The sequence below is a fragment of the Paraburkholderia sp. 22098 genome, assembly GCF_052045935.1.
Taxonomy (GTDB): domain Bacteria; phylum Pseudomonadota; class Gammaproteobacteria; order Burkholderiales; family Burkholderiaceae; genus Paraburkholderia; species Paraburkholderia caledonica.
The window spans coordinates 515,362-533,668 of sequence record NZ_JBQEPV010000004.1; the positions used below are offsets into that span (position 1 = coordinate 515,362).

General features: G+C 65.1%; 14 protein-coding genes. 10 read left to right on the top strand and 4 right to left on the bottom strand.

The genetic code is table 11. The features are described from left to right. Window positions 1–11: 11 nt before the first annotated feature. Together ACTJLB_RS11560 and metG are read left to right on the top strand one after the other, a co-directional pair. Window positions 12–665 (top strand): OmpA family protein, encoded by a 654-nt coding sequence (locus ACTJLB_RS11560; protein ID WP_020065184.1) that lies wholly within the window; start codon window positions 12–14, stop codon window positions 663–665. A 395-nt stretch (window positions 666–1,060) separates the two neighbouring features. Next, entirely contained in the window at window positions 1,061–3,199 is a 2,139-nt protein-coding gene (gene metG, locus ACTJLB_RS11565) for a methionine--tRNA ligase (protein ID WP_408423580.1), read from the top strand. 150 nt (window positions 3,200–3,349) lie between these two features. Here metG and ACTJLB_RS11570 read toward each other — a convergent pair whose 3' ends face one another. After that, entirely contained in the window at window positions 3,350–7,714 is a 4,365-nt protein-coding gene (locus tag ACTJLB_RS11570; protein ID WP_440783323.1) for a translocation/assembly module TamB domain-containing protein, read from the bottom strand. A gap of 28 nt (window positions 7,715–7,742) precedes the next feature. Continuing rightward, window positions 7,743–9,515: an autotransporter assembly complex protein TamA gene (locus tag ACTJLB_RS11575; RefSeq protein WP_440783324.1), complete on the bottom strand. Its 1,773-nt coding sequence runs from the start codon at window positions 9,513–9,515 to the stop codon at window positions 7,743–7,745. A gap of 436 nt (window positions 9,516–9,951) precedes the next feature. Here ACTJLB_RS11575 and ACTJLB_RS11580 point away from each other — a divergent pair, with 436 nt between their 5' ends. The 4 genes from ACTJLB_RS11580 to panD all read left to right on the top strand — a co-directional run bounded on the left by ACTJLB_RS11580 (window position 9,952) and on the right by panD (window position 12,473). Then, a complete protein-coding gene (locus ACTJLB_RS11580) occupies window positions 9,952–10,137 on the top strand; it encodes a DUF3460 family protein (protein WP_007175923.1) in 186 nt (61 codons plus the stop codon). 17 nt (window positions 10,138–10,154) lie between these two features. Next, window positions 10,155–11,030 (top strand): segregation and condensation protein A, encoded by an 876-nt coding sequence (locus tag ACTJLB_RS11585; protein ID WP_020065179.1) that lies wholly within the window; start codon window positions 10,155–10,157, stop codon window positions 11,028–11,030. A 206-nt stretch (window positions 11,031–11,236) separates the two neighbouring features. Beyond that, window positions 11,237–12,070, top strand: coding sequence for a pantoate--beta-alanine ligase (gene panC, locus ACTJLB_RS11590; protein WP_087751364.1), 834 nt, complete (start codon window positions 11,237–11,239; stop codon window positions 12,068–12,070). Window positions 12,071–12,086: 16 nt separating this feature from the next. Continuing rightward, window positions 12,087–12,473, top strand: coding sequence for an aspartate 1-decarboxylase (panD, locus tag ACTJLB_RS11595; RefSeq protein ID WP_008924033.1), 387 nt, complete (start codon window positions 12,087–12,089; stop codon window positions 12,471–12,473). Between the two features lie 237 nt (window positions 12,474–12,710). Here panD and ACTJLB_RS11600 read toward each other — a convergent pair whose 3' ends face one another. Further along, the gene (locus ACTJLB_RS11600; RefSeq protein ID WP_020065177.1) at window positions 12,711–13,349 is read right to left on the bottom strand and encodes a ParA family protein; all 639 of its coding nucleotides are present in this window, start codon (window positions 13,347–13,349) and stop codon (window positions 12,711–12,713) included. A 234-nt stretch (window positions 13,350–13,583) separates the two neighbouring features. Between ACTJLB_RS11600 and ACTJLB_RS11605 the strand changes: the two genes are divergently transcribed. Next, window positions 13,584–14,003: a PaaI family thioesterase gene (locus ACTJLB_RS11605; RefSeq protein ID WP_088172956.1), complete on the top strand. Its 420-nt coding sequence runs from the start codon at window positions 13,584–13,586 to the stop codon at window positions 14,001–14,003. A 96-nt stretch (window positions 14,004–14,099) separates the two neighbouring features. Here the strand turns inward: ACTJLB_RS11605 and ACTJLB_RS11610 are convergent, their stop codons facing one another. Continuing rightward, window positions 14,100–15,557: a cobyric acid synthase gene (locus ACTJLB_RS11610; protein ID WP_440783342.1), complete on the bottom strand. Its 1,458-nt coding sequence runs from the start codon at window positions 15,555–15,557 to the stop codon at window positions 14,100–14,102. A 143-nt stretch (window positions 15,558–15,700) separates the two neighbouring features. Between ACTJLB_RS11610 and cobU the strand changes: the two genes are divergently transcribed. The 3 genes from cobU to cobD are packed head-to-tail and all read left to right on the top strand — an operon-like array spanning window position 15,701 to window position 18,286. Beyond that, a complete protein-coding gene (cobU, locus tag ACTJLB_RS11615; protein ID WP_408486084.1) occupies window positions 15,701–16,255 on the top strand; it encodes a bifunctional adenosylcobinamide kinase/adenosylcobinamide-phosphate guanylyltransferase in 555 nt (184 codons plus the stop codon). After that, window positions 16,255–17,190, top strand: coding sequence for an adenosylcobinamide-phosphate synthase CbiB (cbiB, locus tag ACTJLB_RS11620; RefSeq protein ID WP_020065173.1), 936 nt, complete (start codon window positions 16,255–16,257; stop codon window positions 17,188–17,190). Before cobU ends, cbiB begins: the two co-directional genes overlap by 1 nt. Then, complete coding sequence (cobD, locus tag ACTJLB_RS11625; protein ID WP_440783326.1) at window positions 17,183–18,286, top strand: threonine-phosphate decarboxylase CobD; 1,104 nt, start codon at window positions 17,183–17,185, stop codon at window positions 18,284–18,286. The genes cbiB and cobD overlap by 8 nt, the downstream gene beginning before the upstream one ends. The last annotated feature ends 21 nt before the right edge of the window (window positions 18,287–18,307 follow it).

The following is an 18,307-nucleotide window of genomic DNA, read 5'->3' on the forward strand; positions in this document are numbered from 1 at the left end:
AGGAATCAAAAATGAATGCAAAAATCACGACTCGCCTGGCCATTCTCGCCGTTTCGGGCTCCCTGCTCGCAGGTTGCGCGAGCCAGCAGGGCACTAACACGGCGGTGGGTACGGGCGTAGGCGCCGGCACCGGCGCGGCGCTGGGCGCAATTTTCGGCGGCGGCAAGGGCGCGGCTATTGGCGCCGGCGTCGGCGCAGCGGTGGGCGGCATCACCGGCTACAACTGGCAATCCATTCACAACAAGCTGTCGGGCGCCACCAAGGGCACGGGCACGCAGATCACCGAGCAGCCGGACGGCTCGCTCAAGCTGAACATTCCGAGCTCCGTCACGTTCGACACCAACAGCTATGCGATCAAGCCGTCGTTCGCGCCGGTGCTGGATCAGCTGACGCAAACGCTGCAGCAGAATCCGGAAGTGATCGCCCAAGTGGTCGGCCACACCGACAGCACGGGTCAGCCGGCTTATAACCAGACGCTGTCGGTCAATCGCGCGCAAAGCGTGACCGGCTATCTGGCGCAACGCGGCGTCGCGCCGCAGCGTTTGTCGGCACAAGGCATGGGCCAGAACCAGCCGATCGCCGACAACAACACCGAAGCCGGCCGTGCAGCAAACCGTCGCGTGGAAATCTATCTGCGCGCCACGGCTCAGCACACCACGCAATAACAGCGACGCACGATTGAGCAGGGGAATTGGGGCCGGAGATTCGCAGCACCGGGCTGACCGGCGTTGCCTATTCAGTTATCCGGTGGCCGGCAGCCTGATGCTGAGCCGGCTGTAAAAACGCCGTGCGGAAAATCTCTCGCGAGGACGAAAAAATTTCGAACTCTCCCGAAATTCCGCTGTCTGTCTTTACGGTACGTGGCTGGCGAAGCCGCCGCGTCACCATTCTCCTCTTGTCGTTGTTGCTCCGGGGTTAATCGCCCCGGTTTTTTTTTGGGCGCTCGCTTTTCGCAGTGCCCGAGGCAGCGCGGCATCTGCGCGCCCGCGCAAGCCGCGCCCGCAGGCGCCTGCCCTGCTAGAATCGATCTTTCGTCCCACCGCAGGCTCCCACCATCCTTATGTCAGCACCCGCAACCGATCTCACTGCAGGCGCGCCGTCGGCCCGCCGCCAGGTTCTCGTCACGTCGGCCCTTCCTTATGCGAACGGGCAAATCCATATTGGCCATCTGGTTGAATATATCCAGACGGACATCTGGGTCCGCACGCTGCGAATGCACGGGCACGAGGTCTATTACGTGGGCGCCGACGACACGCACGGCACGCCGGTCATGCTGCGCGCGGAACTGGAAGGTTTGACGCCGAAGCAGCTGATCGACCGCGTCTGGCAGGAGCACAAGCGCGACTTCGACAGCTTCGGGATCTCGTTCGACAACTATTATTCGACCGATTCCGAAGAGAACCGCGTCCTGAGTGAGAACGTGTATCTCGCGCTGAAGGAAGCGGGTTTGATCGACGCCCGCGATATCGAACAGGCGTACGACCCGGTCAAGGAAATGTTCCTGCCGGACCGCTTCATCAAGGGCGAATGCCCCAAGTGCGGCGCGAAAGACCAGTACGGCGACAGCTGCGAAGTGTGCGGCTCGACCTATCAGCCTACCGAGCTCGTCAATCCGTACTCGGTGGTCTCGGGCGCCACGCCGATTCGCAAGACATCGACGCATTACTTCTTCCGCCTGTCCGATCCGCGCTGCGAGAATTTCCTGCGCGCGTGGGTGGGCGGCCTTGCCCAGCCGGAAGCGACCAACAAGATGCGCGAGTGGCTGGGCGACGCCGGTGAAGCGAAGCTCGCCGACTGGGATATTTCGCGTGACGCGCCGTATTTCGGCTTCGAAATTCCGGGCGCGCCGGGCAAATACTTCTACGTGTGGCTGGATGCGCCGGTCGGCTACTACGCGAGCTTCAAGAACCTCGCCCAGAAGCGCGGGCTGGACTTCGACGCGTGGGTTCGCCCGGGCTCGAAGGCCGAGCAGTATCACTTTATCGGCAAAGACATTCTGTATTTCCACACGTTGTTCTGGCCGGCCATGCTCGAATTTTCGGGCCACCGCACGCCGACCAACGTGTTCGCGCACGGCTTCCTGACCGTGGACGGCGCGAAAATGTCGAAGTCGCGCGGCACTTTCATCACTGCGCAAAGCGTGATCGACACCGGCCTGAACCCGGAATGGCTGCGATACTACTTCGCGGCCAAGCTGAACAGCACGATGGAAGACCTCGACCTGAATCTCGACGACTTCCAGGCGCGCGTGAACAGCGATCTGGTCGGCAAGTACGTGAACATCGCGAGCCGCGCCGCCGGCTTCCTGATCAAGCGCTTCGACGGCCGCGTGCAGGACAGCGCGATGCAGCACCCGCTGCTCGCGTCGCTGCGCGCCGCCGTACCGCAGATCGCCGCGAACTACGAAGCGCGCGAGTACAACCGCGCGCTGCGCCAGACCATGGAACTGGCCGACGCGGTGAACGCCTACGTCGACACGGCGAAGCCCTGGGACCAGGCGAAAGACCCGGCCAACGCTGTCGCGCTGCACGAAACGTGCAGCGTGAGCATCGAGGCGTTCCGCCTGCTGTCGCTTGCGCTCAAGCCCGTGCTGCCGAAGCTCGCTGAAGCGGTTGAAGCGTTCCTCGGCATCGAGCCGCTCGTGTGGGCCGACGCGAATGTACCGCTCAGTTCGGCGCGTCCGATCAACGCGTACAAGCATTTGATGACGCGCGTCGACCCCAAGCAGATCGAAGCCTTGCTGGCAGCCAATCGCGACTCGCTGCAAGCCACGCCGGAAGCGGCTGCGCCGGCAGCTGACGCGAAGACGAAGTCGAAGGCCGCAAAGACTGCCGCGGCGGACAAGGACGACACGCCCGAAGTCATCTCCATCGACGACTTTGCGAAGATCGATCTGCGTGTCGCAAAGATCGTCGACTGCAAGGCGGTCGAAGGTTCGGACAAGCTGCTGCAACTCACGCTGGACGTCGGCGAGGAGAAAACGCGCAACGTATTTTCCGGCATCAAGTCCGCGTATCAGCCGGAGCAGCTCATCGGCAAGCTAACGGTGATGGTCGCGAATCTCGCGCCGCGAAAAATGAAGTTTGGCCTGTCGGAAGGCATGGTGCTGGCGGCGTCGGCGACCGACGAGAAAGCCGAGCCCGGCCTCTACGTGCTCGAGCCGCACAGCGGCGCCAAGCCAGGCATGCGTGTGAAGTAACGCGCAAGCGCACACGTCGGCACACCCGCAACACGGTTAGCTGCAACAAGCAAAACGGCACGCTGTAAAAGGCGTGCCGTTTTTTTTCGCCTGCACTTTCATGCGCGGCGCATTGCGCTCCTCAAGACAGCAAGAGTGGCCAGAAGCAGATCACCACTTGATGCGGTCGTAGCGCCGCGTGTATAGCAGCTCGATCCCGTCGAATGTGCCGCCATAGGCCGCGACGGACCAGTAGCGCGTCAGGTTGACGGTCGCCTTGACCGCGTTGCTTGCCGACTGCAGCCCCTGCTCATAGCCGATCACGAGCCATTCGTTGATCGCCTTCGACACCATCACGACCTGCGGGTCGGTCAATCCGACTTCGCTGCGGCCAATCGAAAACTCGTCGAGACCGAAAGTCTGCGCGATCCGCTTGCCGCTCGCACTGCCGAGCAACGCGAGCGCGGTCGTCATCGTGCTCTGCTGGCCGAGGTTGTTGCCCTGATCCGTGCCATGGCCAAAGAGCAGCCACGAGAGCTTTTCGTTATCGGGCACGTTCGGCTCTGACACGAGCTTCGCGACCGGGAAGTTCACGGTGCCCGTGACCGAGACGCCCGCTTCCACCTGCTGATTGCGGCGCATCGCCAGAATGTTGATGCCGGGGTTGGCGACCGGTCCGTTGAACGTGAAGAAGCCGTTCTCGATATTGAGCTTGCGGCCGAACGCGGTGTACGTGGAGCCCTGCGTCACGCGCACGTTGCCGACCGCGCGCAGCGGCAGGTTCGGCGCGCTCATCGCCGTGATAGTGCCGGTCAGGCCGAGGTCGGCCCCTTGTCCGCGAAACCGGAAGTTGTTGCCCAGGTTGATGTCGATGTTCGCACGCGGAGCAAATGGACCGACCGGCTTATTGCTGCCCGGCACCGGTCGCGGCCGCTCTCCGGCCACCGTGCCGTCCGGGCGTACGACCACCACGTCGTCGCCGAGCTTGGGCGCGGATTGCTCCGGCAGGTCGAACAGCGCGTGGTCGACGGTAAACTTGCCGTTGATCGCCATGCCGCCCTGCGCGCCCGCGTTGGCGACGCTCGCGCTGCCCGTCAGCGACAGATTACGATCCGGCGCCGCAAAGAGTTCGAGTTTGTCCGCGACGATGCTCGCAGTCAGGTCGGGCTCCGCTCCGTCCAGACGCACCCGGCCGGTTGCGCGCAACGTCCCGCTCGCGCCGTGGAATTCGACCTGCTCGAAGTCGACGAGGTTGTGCGACAGCGCGACCCGAACGACGCCGTCCTTCAACTGCACGCCCTGGTCGACAAGCGTGGCGGAAAGCCCGTCACCGAGCAGCGAACCCGTCAGGTTAGGCTTGGCGACGGTGCCGCCAAGCGCAAGCTTCAACGCGAGGTGGCCGTCGAGCAGATAGCTCGGCCCGAACAGCCCGCCGGTCGTTTTCAGCGACGGCACATTGGCGTTGACATTGCCGGTAAGCGCGCCCTCTTCGTTGACGCTCAGGAAGCCGTCGCGCTCAACCAGCGTGGTGTGCGCGTCGGCGTCGATCACGCCGATGCGGCTCGCCTGCGCATGCACCGTCGCGTTCAGACGATTGCCGCCGCTGAACTCGGCGCGCGCGGCGATATCGGAAATACCGAGCGACGCCAGCCCGCGGCCAATCTCGACGGTGACGTCGCCGCTGCGGCGTCGCAACTGGATATGGCCGCTTGCCGTGGTGCCGAGCGCGAAGTCCCAGTCGCCGTCGAATATCAGATCGGTCTTGACGGCTGGCGGCGTGCCGGTGATCTCGCGCCGCAAGTCCTGCAGCCGCGCCACGGAAATGCCAGTCAGGCTTCCCGCCGACTGAGCCTTGCCGTGGTCGAAAGAGAACGACTTCAGGCTCAACACCGCGCCTTCGAGCGTGAGCCGTGTCGCGCCGAGCGTCAGGCGGCGCGGCCCGGCGCTCACGGCAAGCGGCGACTCGAGATTCAACGCGGGCGTGCCGCGGTTCTGCAGACGCGTCACCGTGCCGTCCCAGCGCGTGCCGGCGCGCGCCTCGGTGAGCTTGCCGTTGGCCGCCAGCGTCAGATCCAGAGGGCGGTCCTGCAGCTTGCCGGTGGCTGCGGCTTCGAGCGAGTGACTGGCGCGCGTGCCGGTCAGACGCGCGGTGAGCGTGGCGAGATCGACGCCGCCAGCGCTCACGTTGCGCGCGTCTGTCGTGAAGACGAGCGCGCCGTTCGCGCCGTCGCGCAGTTCGGCGTGACCTTCTGCATGACCGATACGGTTGCTGCTCAACACGACGCTGTCTGCCTTGTAGTTCAGTACCACGTTCGGATGCTCGAACGAGCCGGTAAGGTCGCCGTCGGCGGCGACGAGCCCGGCGAGGCCGAAGCCGAGGCGCTCGAGCGCCGGTGCGTCGATATGAAAGCGCAAGCGGTCGCCGCGTGCGCCGAAGCTCCCTTGCAGATCGACCTGGTTGCCCGCCACCGAAAGGTTCGCACGGCTGGGCAAGATCCGCGAGCCCGCAAGTTGCACCGTGCCGCCGCCGGTCAGCGGCAGGCCGTCGTAGACGCTTGGTCCCAGCTTGAACTCGGCTTTGGTGGTGAAAACGGGCGCGAGCATGCCGGTCGCGGTCAGCGTGCCGTTGACTTTCGCCTCGATCTTGTGCGCTGGCGGCGCGGCGCGCTTCCGCGCGGGTGTCTTGCGCTCGATCACCTCTTTCTTGACGACGGCCTTGCCGGTGTTCTTCACGACCGCCGCAGCCTTGTCGGCCGGAGCTGCGCTTTTGGCGCCGGCCGTGCTGCCGGCTTGCGCCGCGGCCTGCGCGGACAGCCGGCCCTTCGCCTCGCTCTGCGGCACAACAGGTCCATTGACTGGCGCGCGAGACGGCATTTGCGAGGCCAGCGTCAACGGATCGAAATCGGTGAGTTGCGCCTTCAGGTTATAGCTGGAATTCGCGTCGTGCTTGAGGGCGCCGGACAGATCGATGCGGCCTTTGCCCGACGTGATACGCACGTCGTTGAAGCTGAGCCGCGCGGGGTCCATGGTCAGCTTGCCCTGCGCGCGCAGCGCCGCTTTGGGATCGGCCAGATCGAGCGTGACGGTTTGGATATCGTCGTTGAGCCTAATAGCGATCGGGCCGGAGAGCTGCGTGGGCCGCACCGTCGCCTGAAGCGCGTTCAGGTCGAGACCGGCGACCTGCAGATCGAACTGGCCGCGCTTGCCGCTCAGCGCGCCGCTGCCGGTCAGCGTGGCGCTCTTCACGAGGCGCACGGCGAGATTCGAAATGCGCTGCGCGCTGGCGTCGAGGCGCACGTCGGCGTTGGCGTCGATGAGCGGCAGCAGGTGCTGATCGATCGCGCCGGGACGTGCGTTGACAATCGAGATATGGCCCGCCACTGCGAAACCGCCGGCGCTCTTGCCGCCCGTGTGCGGCTGGCTGGCGCTCGTGGAATGTCCTGCGGTTGCGCCTTGTGCGGAGTTCAGCGAAGTCGTTACGCTGGCCCCACTGGTCCCACTGGTCCCACTGGTCCCACTGGCCTCACTAGCCGCGCTCGCCCCGACCGCGCCCGCCTCCTGCCCCACCGGCTGCAACTCCGCCCTCACCGCAAGATCGGCGAGCGGCGCGCCCGGTGCAAAAGCCTGCGGATTGACGTGGTCGAACGTCAAAGTTGCGCGCTTGAGCGGCACCTCGCCGAACGGCGTCGCCTCGACTTGCGCGTGACCGGCGAGCTTCATCCCGCTCGCGTCGAGCTCGGCGACGAGATTGGCCAGCGTGCCGCTCAGATGCCCGCCCACCTGCACGGCTTCTTCGTTGACCTTGCCCGAATAACCCACGTCGCCGGTCAGTGGAAACGGCCGCACGCCGTCGAGCTTTGCAGACGCCGTCACCGCGCCGAACGGCGTATCGAGCCGCTCGACAGCGGCCTCGTGGTGACGGCCGTCGCTGCGTCCATGGAAAGCGAAGTGCGAAAACTCGGTTGTCGACGTGCCCTGGTGCAACAACAGCTTGTCCACTTGCACGTCGCGGATTTCCAGCTGCATCGGCAAGCGGAGATCTTGCGGGAGCTTCAGCGGCTCGCTGCTGCTCGACGACGAGGCGCCGATGCGCGCGTCCACGGTACCCACATGCAGATAGTCGATCGTGAAACGCCACGGCTCGCGCATGAGCGCCCAACGGCCCGACATACGGTCGATCTGGATGTCCGTGCCGCTGCCGTCCAGCGCGCGCCAGCGCACTTCGCGCAGCCGCACGCCGTTCGCGAGCGCTCCGCTTTCCAGCGTGCCGCTCAGCTTGCCGCCCAGCAACTTGACCGCCGCCTGCCATGCATAGGCGGTGCCGCGTTCGGTGGTGAGCGCGCCGTACAGCAGGCCCAGCGCCAACGCGACGAGCAACACCAGCACCACGACCAGCGCGGCGAGCGTTTTCAACAACAGGCGGCCGGCGCGGCGGCGCTTCGCCGGCGGCGGTTCCGGCGGTCCGGGCGGTTCAGCGCCCGGCGGCGGGTTGCCGGGCGGCTGCACGGGAGGTTGGGCGGAAACGTCCGTCGTCATGCGTGGTTCGTGTACAAGGAGGTGCGCATCAGAAGGCGATACCGAGCGTCAGATAGGGCCGCACACTTCTGTTGCGGATGCCGTATGCCACGTCGACATTGACCGGGCCCACCGGGCTGCGCCAGCGCGCGCCGACGCCCACGCCCGGGAAAAAAGTTTTCTCGCCCCAGGTGTCGGTCGCTGTGCCGACGTCGAAGAAGGCCGCCGCACCCCAGTCGTGCGTGAACCAGTGCTGGTATTCCGCCGATGCCGTCACCAGATATTTAGTCGGCAATACCGAACCCTGAACGTTGTTACCAATGCTCTGGTAGGAATAGCCGCGCACCGAGTTCGAACCGCCCGCACGAAACAGCAGCGAAGCCGGAATGCCGCTCGAACTGCCGCTCGTGAATACGCCGCCGAGCTCCGCGCGAAACACCATGAGGTCTTCCTTGCCGATCGGCAGGTACTGCTGGCCACGCGCGTAGCCGCGGATGAACGTCTGGTCGGTGAGCACACCCTTTACCGCGAAACCGGCCTCGACGTGGATCAGGTTGCCCTTGCGCGGGAACAGCGGGTCGTCGGTATTACGCCGGGTCCACGACCACGACGGCACCAGCGCGCGGCTCGTGGTCGGCTCGCCCACGTTCTGGTCGAGCCGGTCCTGATAGAACAGGATCGCATACGTGTAGTCGATGAACTGCGAAGTGCGAGTACGCTGCACACCACCGCGAATGCTGTAGATACGCGTGTCGGAAACGTCCGTGGTCGTGTAGGACGCCAGCACACTATTGGTCCACCCCCGATGTCCCGGCGGCATGGCAAGTTGAACCTGGCCGTACTGCTGGACCTGATCGACCCGGCCGTCGATGGTGAACGGCCACGCCTTGCCGAACGTATTCAGATACGAGTACGCGCCCTGCACCAGCGCGCCGTTGTCGGTCGAATAGCCGACGCCGCCGCGAATGCTGTTGTACGGATACTCCGATACCTTCACATGCAGCGGCGTTTCGACCGGCTTCGCCGGATCGCTGTCCACGTCGATCGCGACGCTCGCGTAATACGGCGTGTTTTGCAACTGCCGCTGCAATTCGGTAATGCGCTGCACGTCGTAGACGTCGCCCACCGAAATCGGATTCACATTCTCGACGATCTGTTCCGGATAACGCCGTGTGCCCGACACGTCCAGCTTGCCCATTGTGAAGGTGGGCCCACTTTCATACGCGACGGACAGCGTGGCCTCGTGCGTACGTGGATCGACGCGCGCCTCGGCGTGATAGATCTTCGCGCCCAGATAGCGGCGCGCCTGCAACGCCTTCAGCGACGCGTTCTTCGCGTCGTCCCAGCCCGCCTGCGAAAACGGGTCGCCCTCGTGCAGCGAAAATGCAAAGCGCGCGGCGTTTTCCTGCGCCGGGTCCTCAGTCAGCACCGGGCCGCGGAACGACAGGGAAATGGAGGTAATGACCGTTTGCGGGCCGGGATCGACGTTGACGGTCACATGCCTGGTTTTCTCGACAGTACGCACGTCCGTGCGCACGATCGGTGTGAAGTAGCCTTGCGTGGCGGCCAGATCGCGCACCTGCTGGGGCGTGGCCGTGATCAGAAACTCGAACTGGTCGTCGCTGATGTCGGGACGCTTCGCGAACCGCGCAACGTCCAGGTGTTCTTCCAGCAGCTTGCGCAGCGAGCGCGGCGATGCTTCGACATCGACCTTGTAGCTCGCCGCCGCGCGCGCCGCGTATGCGGGACCGCCAGCCAGCGTCAGCATCAGGATGCCGAGGGCGAGCCACGCGCGCAGCCAGCGCCACATTGGCGTGGGCATTGGCGTACGCATTGACGTAGTAACGCCGCGGCCCCCGCCGGCTTTGCTGCGCCGCCCGCGCGGCTGTTGGATCGCACACCCCGCCAAACAGGACCTCCGGCCATGGTTGATGAATTTTGTCGTTCGGGCGCAGTGCCGCCGAAGCTCGCTATTTGACCACATCGGCGGCGCCGCGCTATCTCTAAACGCGCCCGCCAACGCCCGCGCGGGGCATGGCACGAGGCGCACGCGCCCGCCTTTGACGCGCGGTACGGCGCGCGGGTTCCGGCGATCCGCGCCAGACGCATTCGCAGACGATGCGTCAGCCGCCGGCTCGCTTTTTCGACCGCGCGCGGCGCATGCGCTAAAATTGCGGAATAGCAGCGGCAGCCGCGCGAAGACCACCGCGGCGAAGCCGCCATTTGCCCAACCACGCCCCAACCACGGACGTCGAGCCATGTATCAATCGGACATCACCCAGTTCCTGAACCAGCTCAAGCAGCAGAAGCCCAACCTGGAAGCCGAGCAACGTCGCGGCCGGGCCTTGCTGTGGGACAAGCAGCCGATCGACCTGGAAGAGCGCGCCGAGCAGAAAGCTTCGCGCGTCGAACAGACGCCTTACTCGTACTACCAGAACTTCTGAGCGGCTCCCCGCAACCAATGAATCCCGCCGACGAGGCACACGGCGCGCCGCCGGCTCCGTCCGACGCCGCGCTAGCCACGCCCGCCACCGATTCGACGCCCGACACGGTCGACGGCATTGCTTTCGCGCGCCTATACGGCGAGCCGCTCTTCAAGCTGCCGACCGACCTGTATATCCCGCCGGACGCGCTCGAAGTGTTCCTCGAAACGTTCGAGGGCCCGCTGGATCTGTTGCTGTACCTGATCCGCAAGCAGAACTTCAACGTACTCGACATTCCCATGGCGGATGTCACGGTGCAATACCTCGGCTATGTCGACCAGTTGCGCCAGACCAATCTCGAACTCGCGTCCGAATATCTGCTGATGGCCGCCATGCTGATCGAGATCAAGTCGCGCATGCTGCTGCCCGTCAAGAAAGCCGACAGCGGCGAGGAAGCCGAAGACCCGCGCGCGGAACTGGTGCGGCGCCTGCTCGAATACGAGCAGATGAAGCTCGCCGCGCAGCGCATCGACCAGTTGCCGCAACTCGGGCGCGACTTCCTGCGCGCCGAGGTCTACATCGAGCAAAGCATCACGCCGCGTTTTCCCGACGTGAACAGCGAGGACCTGCGCGCCGCCTGGGCTGACGTGATCAAGCGTGCGAAGCTCGTCCAGCATCACAAGATTTCGCGTGAAGAACTGTCTGTGCGCGAGCATATGAGTTCGATCCTGCGGCAACTGCAGAACGCGCGCTTCGTCGAATTTTCCGATCTGTTCGATACCAGCAAGGGTGTCCCGGTTGTGGTGGTCAACTTCATCGCGATGCTCGAGTTGTGCCGCGAATCTCTCGTCGAAATTACTCAGGCCGAGCCGTTCGCACCTATCTACGTGCGCCTCGCCTATTTGCCGGCCTGAAGCGAAAACCGGTTGCGGCGCAGCGGGCCGAGCTTCATGCTCCAGAAAACGGCCGATCAGGCCTCGTTTCGGTGCGTCCGGCGGCCAAATCCACTACAATCCCGCGCTCCGAACCTGTCATTACCAGTGAGGCGGCGGGCCGCGCAATCGCCTGAGGCCTTTGCGTCAACCCAGTCTCGCGCCGCGCGAGGAATCCCTGTCCGATCATGAAAGTCATCAGCTCGATCCATGAATTGCGCGACCAGTTGCGCGGCCAGAATCGCACTGCCTTTGTGCCGACCATGGGCAATCTGCACGAGGGCCATCTGTCGCTGATGCGCCTCGCGCGCCAGCACGGCGATCCGGTGGTGGCGAGCATCTTCGTCAATCGTCTGCAGTTCGGGCCGAACGAGGATTTCGACAAATATCCGCGCACGATGGAAGCGGACATCGAAAAGCTGCAGAAAGAAAACGTCTACGTGCTTTTCGCGCCGACAGAGCGCGACCTTTATCCCGAGCCGCAGGAATACCGGGTACACCCGCCGCACGATCTGGGCGACATTCTCGAAGGCGAATTCCGGCCGGGCTTTTTCCAGGGCGTGTGCACCGTGGTGATGAAACTGATGTCGTGCGTGCAGCCGCGCGTGGCGGTGTTCGGCAAGAAGGACTACCAGCAGTTGATGATCGTGCGCCGCATGTGCCAGCAGTTCGCGGTGCCGACCGACATCATCGCGGCTGAGACGGTGCGCGATACCGACGGTCTTGCGCTCAGCTCGCGCAACCGCTATTTGCAGCCGGACGAGCGCACCGAGGCGCCGATGCTGGCCGCCGAGCTCAATCGCGTGCGCGACGCGGTGCTCGCAGGCGAGCGCGACTTCACGGCGCTGGAGCGCGCGGCGATGGCGTCGCTGACCGCCCGCGGCTGGCAGCCTGACTACATCGCAGTGCGCAAGCGCTCGAATCTGCTGCCGCCGGGTCCGCAAGACGCGAACGCGGAACTCGTCGTGCTGGCCGCCGCCAAGCTCGGTGCGACCCGTCTTATCGACAACCTCGAAATCTGAAGCCGTCTGGAACACTATGCAACGCAACATGCTGAAGTCGAAGATTCACCGCGTCGCGGTCACGCACTGCGAACTGCACTACGAAGGTTCGTGCGCGATCGACGAAGACCTGCTCGAAGCGGCGAACATCGTCGAAAACGAACGGATCGACATCTGGAACATCAACAATGGTGAGCGCTTCTCGACCTATGCGATCAAGGGCGAGCGCGGCAGCGGCATGATTTCGTTGAACGGCTCGGCCGCGCGGCGCGCGCAACTGGGCGACCTGGTGATCATCGCGGCCTTCGCGGTCGTCGACGAAGCGGAGTTGAAGGCAGGCTGGAAGCCCGACCTCGTGTTCGTCGACGAGAACAACAAGATCAAGGGCAGCCGCGATCACGTGCCAACGCAGGCCTGGAATTGAGCGACGCGCTCGCTGAGTTCTTTGTAACGGAGCTCAGCTTGGCTGGGGGTTGCCGCCCCCGGCTCGGCGCCACGCCCTATCGAAGCGGGCGGACAGGCTGCCTCGCGGTGGGGGCGCTGATGGCGCGGAATTCCGCCTGATCGCTACGGCTGGCTCCCGTGCTCAGGGCAGTTCGGGTCCGCTCACGTCAGTTCTAACGTTTTAAAGCCGGCGCAAGCCTCGCCCAAAGACCCGCCCTCACCCCTTCTTACCGGCGCCATTCGTCCACTCGATGATCGGCTGCCACTGCTCCAGATCCTTCTCCACGCGGCTTTTGGCGACGTCCCACAAAGTGAGGCCGTGGGCCGCCAGCTGCACGTAGTTCTGCGTGTCGCGCAAGTAACCGAGCACCGGCAGCTTCAGCCCCTCGACGAAACGGTGCAACTGCTCAGCCGAACGCGTGCGCGAATCGACGCGCATCCCCACCACGCCAATCTCGATCGCACCTTTCCTGACGGCTTTTTCCTTCGCGAGACGCTCCAGAAATTCCTGCGTAGCCAGAATATCGAACATCGACGGCTGCAGCGGCACGATCACCTTGTCGGCCAGATCCAGCGCGATATTCATGCGATTGCCGTGCAAACCCGCCGGGGTGTCGATGATCGCGTGCTCTAGGCCCTTTGGCGGTTTGGCGGGCGTCTCGGGGTTGACTTCCCATGTTTCGATAGCCGGCAGCGTGTCCGGCCGCAACGACAGCCACGCATGCGCGGACTGCTGCTTGTCGAGATCGGCGAGCGCCACCCACTCGCCGGTTGCGGCGAAATAGCCGGCCAGATTGGTCGACAGCGTGCTTTTGCCCACGCCGCCCTTCGGATTCGCCACCACGATTACCGTCATGAATACTCCCGGAATGAAGCCAGGACGACGCCGGCCGGTCCGCCGCATTCTGCCCTGAACCTTCTGCTTTTGGTTTGTACCTGTTGTCATGTCGGCGCCCCGACTTGCACCGATTCGAGTCCGTGCGCCGATCCAGCCGTTGATAATATCGACAAATGCAGCGAGGCCGAAGCCCCCGAACGGCTAATCGGTCGCCTTGCATTACCGATTTAACCTTTCCAGGAAGCCAATCCAATGAGCAAACTCCGGCCGGAATACACCGTGGAACGACTGCACGAACGCCAGAAGGGCAAGCTGCCAGGCTTGCTGGGCGTGCATGTGCTGTCGCTGGACGAAGGCGCGCTAACTGCGGAATTGACCGTGCGGGAAGAACTGCTCGCGCCGAACGGCTTTCTTCACGCAGCCACGGTAATCGGTCTCGCCGACACCGCTTGCGGCTATGCGTGTCTTGCCCACCTGCCGGAAACGGCACGCAATTTCACGACAGTCGAGCTCAAAAGCAACTTTCTCGGCACGGCGACTGAAGGCACGATCCGCGCGGTGGCGAAAGGCGTGCACCTTGGCCGCAGCACGCAGGTTTGGGATGCGACCGTCACCGGACCCGACGGCAAGACGATCGCCTTGTTCCGCTGCACGCAGATCGTGCTGTATTGATAGGACAGCAGGGCATCGCCAACAGCGCGACGCGAAGTCCGCTTCTCCACGATAGTTCTTCGCAGAACGCGATCGCGACGCGGGCGAGTCCGGCCGTCAAGCCACCGCAGCCATCAAGCTCGCCAGATCCAGGTGTTCAGCCAGCGTGTCGGCGAGCCGGTCCAGCGACGCTTCGCGCAACGCGGGGTAGTCGATTGCGTCTGCGTCGCTCAGTCCCGCCCAGGCCAACAGCGCGGCGCAGGCAGCCGGTGTGTCGAAGAGGCCGTGCACGTATGTCGCGAGGATCTGGCCATCCGCGGAAATCGCACCGTCGGGACGCGCTTCGCCCGGCAGCCCCAGGCGCAGCGCCGGCGATTCCAGCGCCGGTCCTTGCGTCTCGCCCATATGAATCTCGTAACCGCCCACCTCCGGCGAGCCCGGCAACGCGAGGCGGCCGGTCACGTTTTTCAGCGTCTTCTCGCGCGTCAGCACTGTCCAATAGTCGAGCCAGCCAAGGCCCGCCGACGTTCCCGGCGCGCCCTCCACGCCGTACGGATCGGCAACCTCGCGCCCGAGCATCTGCATCCCGCCGCATATGCCGATCACGCGCCCGCCGTAGCGCAAGTGCCGTTGCAGCACCGCGTCCCAGCCCTGCGCACGCAGAAACGCCAGATCGCCGCGCACGTTCTTCGAACCCGGGAGGATGACGAGGTCCGCGGGCGGCGGCGTGCCGCTTCGCACGTAATGAAAATCGACCTGTGGATGCGCGCGCAGTGCGTCGAAATCCGTGTGGTTGCTGATGTGCGGCAGCACCGGCACGACCACCCGCAACGTGCGCGCGGCGTCGCCGCGCTGCGCCGCGCGCAGTTCGGGCGGCAGCATGTCCTCGGCGTCGAGCGTGAGGCCATGCAGATACGGGACGACACCGAGCACCGGCTTGCCGGTCTTTGCCTCGAGCCAGTCGAGACCCGGCTTCAGCAGTCCGATATCGCCTCGGAAGCGGTTGATGATGAAACCCCGCACACGCGCCTGCTCGCTCGCTGACAGGCACGCAAGCGTCCCTGTCAGATGCGCGAAAACCCCGCCCCGGTCGATGTCCGCCACCAGCACGACCGGACAGTCGACGGCTTCGGCGAAACCCATGTTGGCGATATCCCGCTCGCGCAGATTGATCTCGGCCGGGCTGCCCGCGCCTTCCACGAAAATCGTGTCGTACGCCGCTTGCAGCCGAGCGTAGGACGCAAGTACCGCTTCGAAAGCGACGGGTTTGTACTCGTGATAGGCGCGGGCGTCGAGATTCATGCGCGCCTTGCCGTGGATGATCACCTGCGCGCCGCGATCGCTCGTGGGCTTGAGTAGCACGGGGTTCAGATCGGTATGCGCGGCGATGCCGGCGGCCACCGCCTGCAGCGCCTGAGCGCGCCCGATCTCGCCGCCGTCGACGGTCACTGCGCTGTTGAGCGCCATGTTCTGCGGCTTGAACGGCGCGACCCGGACACCGGCCCGCCGCGCGAGCCGGCATAAACCGGCGACCAGCGTACTCTTGCCCGCATCGGACGTGGTGCCCTGGATCATCAGCGTGCCGCGCGGCACGGGTACGGCGTCATGCGAGATCGAATGGATGGTCACTGAAATGTCGGACTCGGCGAAGGAAAGGACGATTGAAGCGGCATTATCCCATCGCGCCGGCCCGCGCTGCACGCCGGTACAATCACGCGATGATTTCCCGCGACCTCACCTTCGTTCTCGGCGGCGCGCGCTCAGGCAAGAGCGTGCACGCCGAGCAGCTTGCCGCCCAAAGCGCGCTGCCCGTGACCTACATCGCCACGGCACGCATGACCGGCGACGCCGAATTCACCGCGCGCATCGCGCATCATCGCGCGCGGCGCCCCGCACAGTGGCGTTTGCTGGAAGCAGACGTCGATCTCGCCGCCGCCATCAGGCAAGCCGACGCGCCGGGGCATTGCACGCTGATCGACTGCCTGACACTATGGCTCGCGAACCTACTATGTCCCGCCGATGGCGAAGGCCTACCGCCTGATCAATATCAAGCCCGCATCGAAGAACTGGAAGCCGCGCTTGCCGGCGCTCGCGGCAAGATCATCGCGGTGAGCAACGAAATCGGCCTCGGCGTGGTACCGCTCGGCGCGGCAACGCGTCTTTATGTCGACGAACTCGGGCGCCTGAATCAGCGCGTCGCGGCGCTGTCCACGCAGGCCACCATGATGGTCGCGGGCCTGCCGCTCGCGCTCAAAACCACGGGCGGCGCGTGATGCTCTCGCTTCCTCTTGTCGTGACACTCGCGACCGCGGGCGTGGCCGTCGACCGCTGGTTCGGCGAACCGCGCGGCGCGCATCCGCTGGTGGCTTTCGGCAAATGGGCGGCGCGTTTCGAAGCGCATTACAACCGCGGACGGCGCTTGCGGCTCAAGGGGCTGCTCGCATGGTCGCTTGCCGTGTTGCCGCCGGTGCTGGTGGCGTGGTGGCTCGTCGCCGTGCTGCCGTTTTTCGCCGCCTGCGCAGTGCACGTTGCCTTGCTGTGGTTCGCGCTCGGGGCCCGCAGCCTGCACGACCATATCGAGCCCATCGCGCGGGCGCTCGCGCATCGCGATCTCGCGGAAGCACGCCTGCTGACGGCGCGGATCGTCTCGCGCGAAACGGCCAATGCCGACGAAGCCGCACTTTCCCGCGCCGCCGTCGAATCCGCACTCGAAAACGGCAATGACGCGATCTTCGGCGCGCTCTTCTGGTTCGCGATCGCGGGCGGTCCGGGCGCGCTCGGATTTCGCCTCGCCAACACCCTCGACGCGATGTGGGGTTACCGCACGCCGCGCTATCTGCGCTTCGGCTGGGCCGCCGCTCGACTGGACGACGTGCTCAACTGGATTCCCGCACGCCTCACCGCCGCGAGCTATGCGCTGCTCGGCGACACGCGCACCGCGTGGCGTTGCTGGCGCGAACAGGCACCGCGGTGGGACAGTCCAAACGCAGGGCCGGTCATGGCCTCGGGCGCCGGCAGTCTGAACGTGCTGATCGGCGGTCCCGCGGTCTATAACGGCGCGCTCGAACATCGGCCCACGCTCGGCTTCGGGCATCCCGCGAAGGCCGCTCACATAACGGCCGCGCTCATGCTGGTCGAGCGTACGGTGATTTTGTGGCTCGCGGTGCTGATCGTGCTGGCCTTGCTGAGCGTGCCCTTGCATGTCTGAACGAATGGACGAGTTGCGCTCACTTCAACATATCGAGCCGGGGCACGCTGGTGAAGCGCCGGCTGCGTGCGCGTCACCCGGTGCAACGATCGTGCACGGCGGCAATCTGCACGAAGCGGCTGAGCGCTATCGCATTCCGTACCCGGAGTGGCTCGATCTGTCGACGGGAATCAATCCGCACGGCTATCCGGTGCCGCCCGTTCCCGCCGACGCCTGGCGCCGCCTGCCCGATGACGGCGACGACCTCGCCGAGTGCGCCGCGCGCTACTACGGCGCATCGGACGCGGCGCATGTGTTGCCGGTAGCGGGCAGCCAGGCGGCGATTCGCACGTTGCCGGCGTTGCTGCCGCGCGCGGTAGTCGGCGTCGCGCCGCTCACCTACAGCGAATATGCGCCTGCATTCGAGCGGGGCGGACATCGCGTGGTGTCGCTCGATGTTTCGTGGGATGTACTGCCCGATTCGCTCACGCATGTGGCGGTCGTGAATCCGAATAATCCGACCGCCGGGCATCTGAGCGCTTCGAAGCTGCTCGCCTGGCACGCGCAATTGAGCGCGCGCGGCGGCACCCTGCTCGTCGACGAAGCCTTTGCGGATACGATGCCCGACGCTTCGCTAGCGGCCTTTACGGATCGCGACGGTCTGATCGTGTTGCGTTCACCGGGGAAGTTTTTTGGACTTGCGGGCGTGCGCGCCGGTTTCGTGCTTGCCGCGCCCGCGCTGCTCGACAGCTTGCGCCGCGTGCTCGGCGCGTGGACCGTCAGCGGTCCCGCGCGTCATGCCGTGAGGGCGGCGCTGTTGGACCACGCCTGGCAACAGCAGATGCGCACACGGCTCGAAGCGGACAGCGCGCGCCTCGTCGATCTGTTGCAAGGTCATGGCATTCGTACCCGCAGCACGCCGCTCTTCGCCTGGACCGACGATCCACGTGCCGCAGCCCTGCACGAGGCATTGGCCACGCGCGGCGTGTGGACGCGACTTTTCGCATCGTCAGGCAGCGTGCGTTTCGGTTTGCCCGCGAGTGAAGACGAATGGGCGCGCCTCGCCCACACCTTGCGCGCGGCAGTCGACACGATCGACGCAACGCGACCGGCCTGATCCGTTGACGCGCGCAAACTG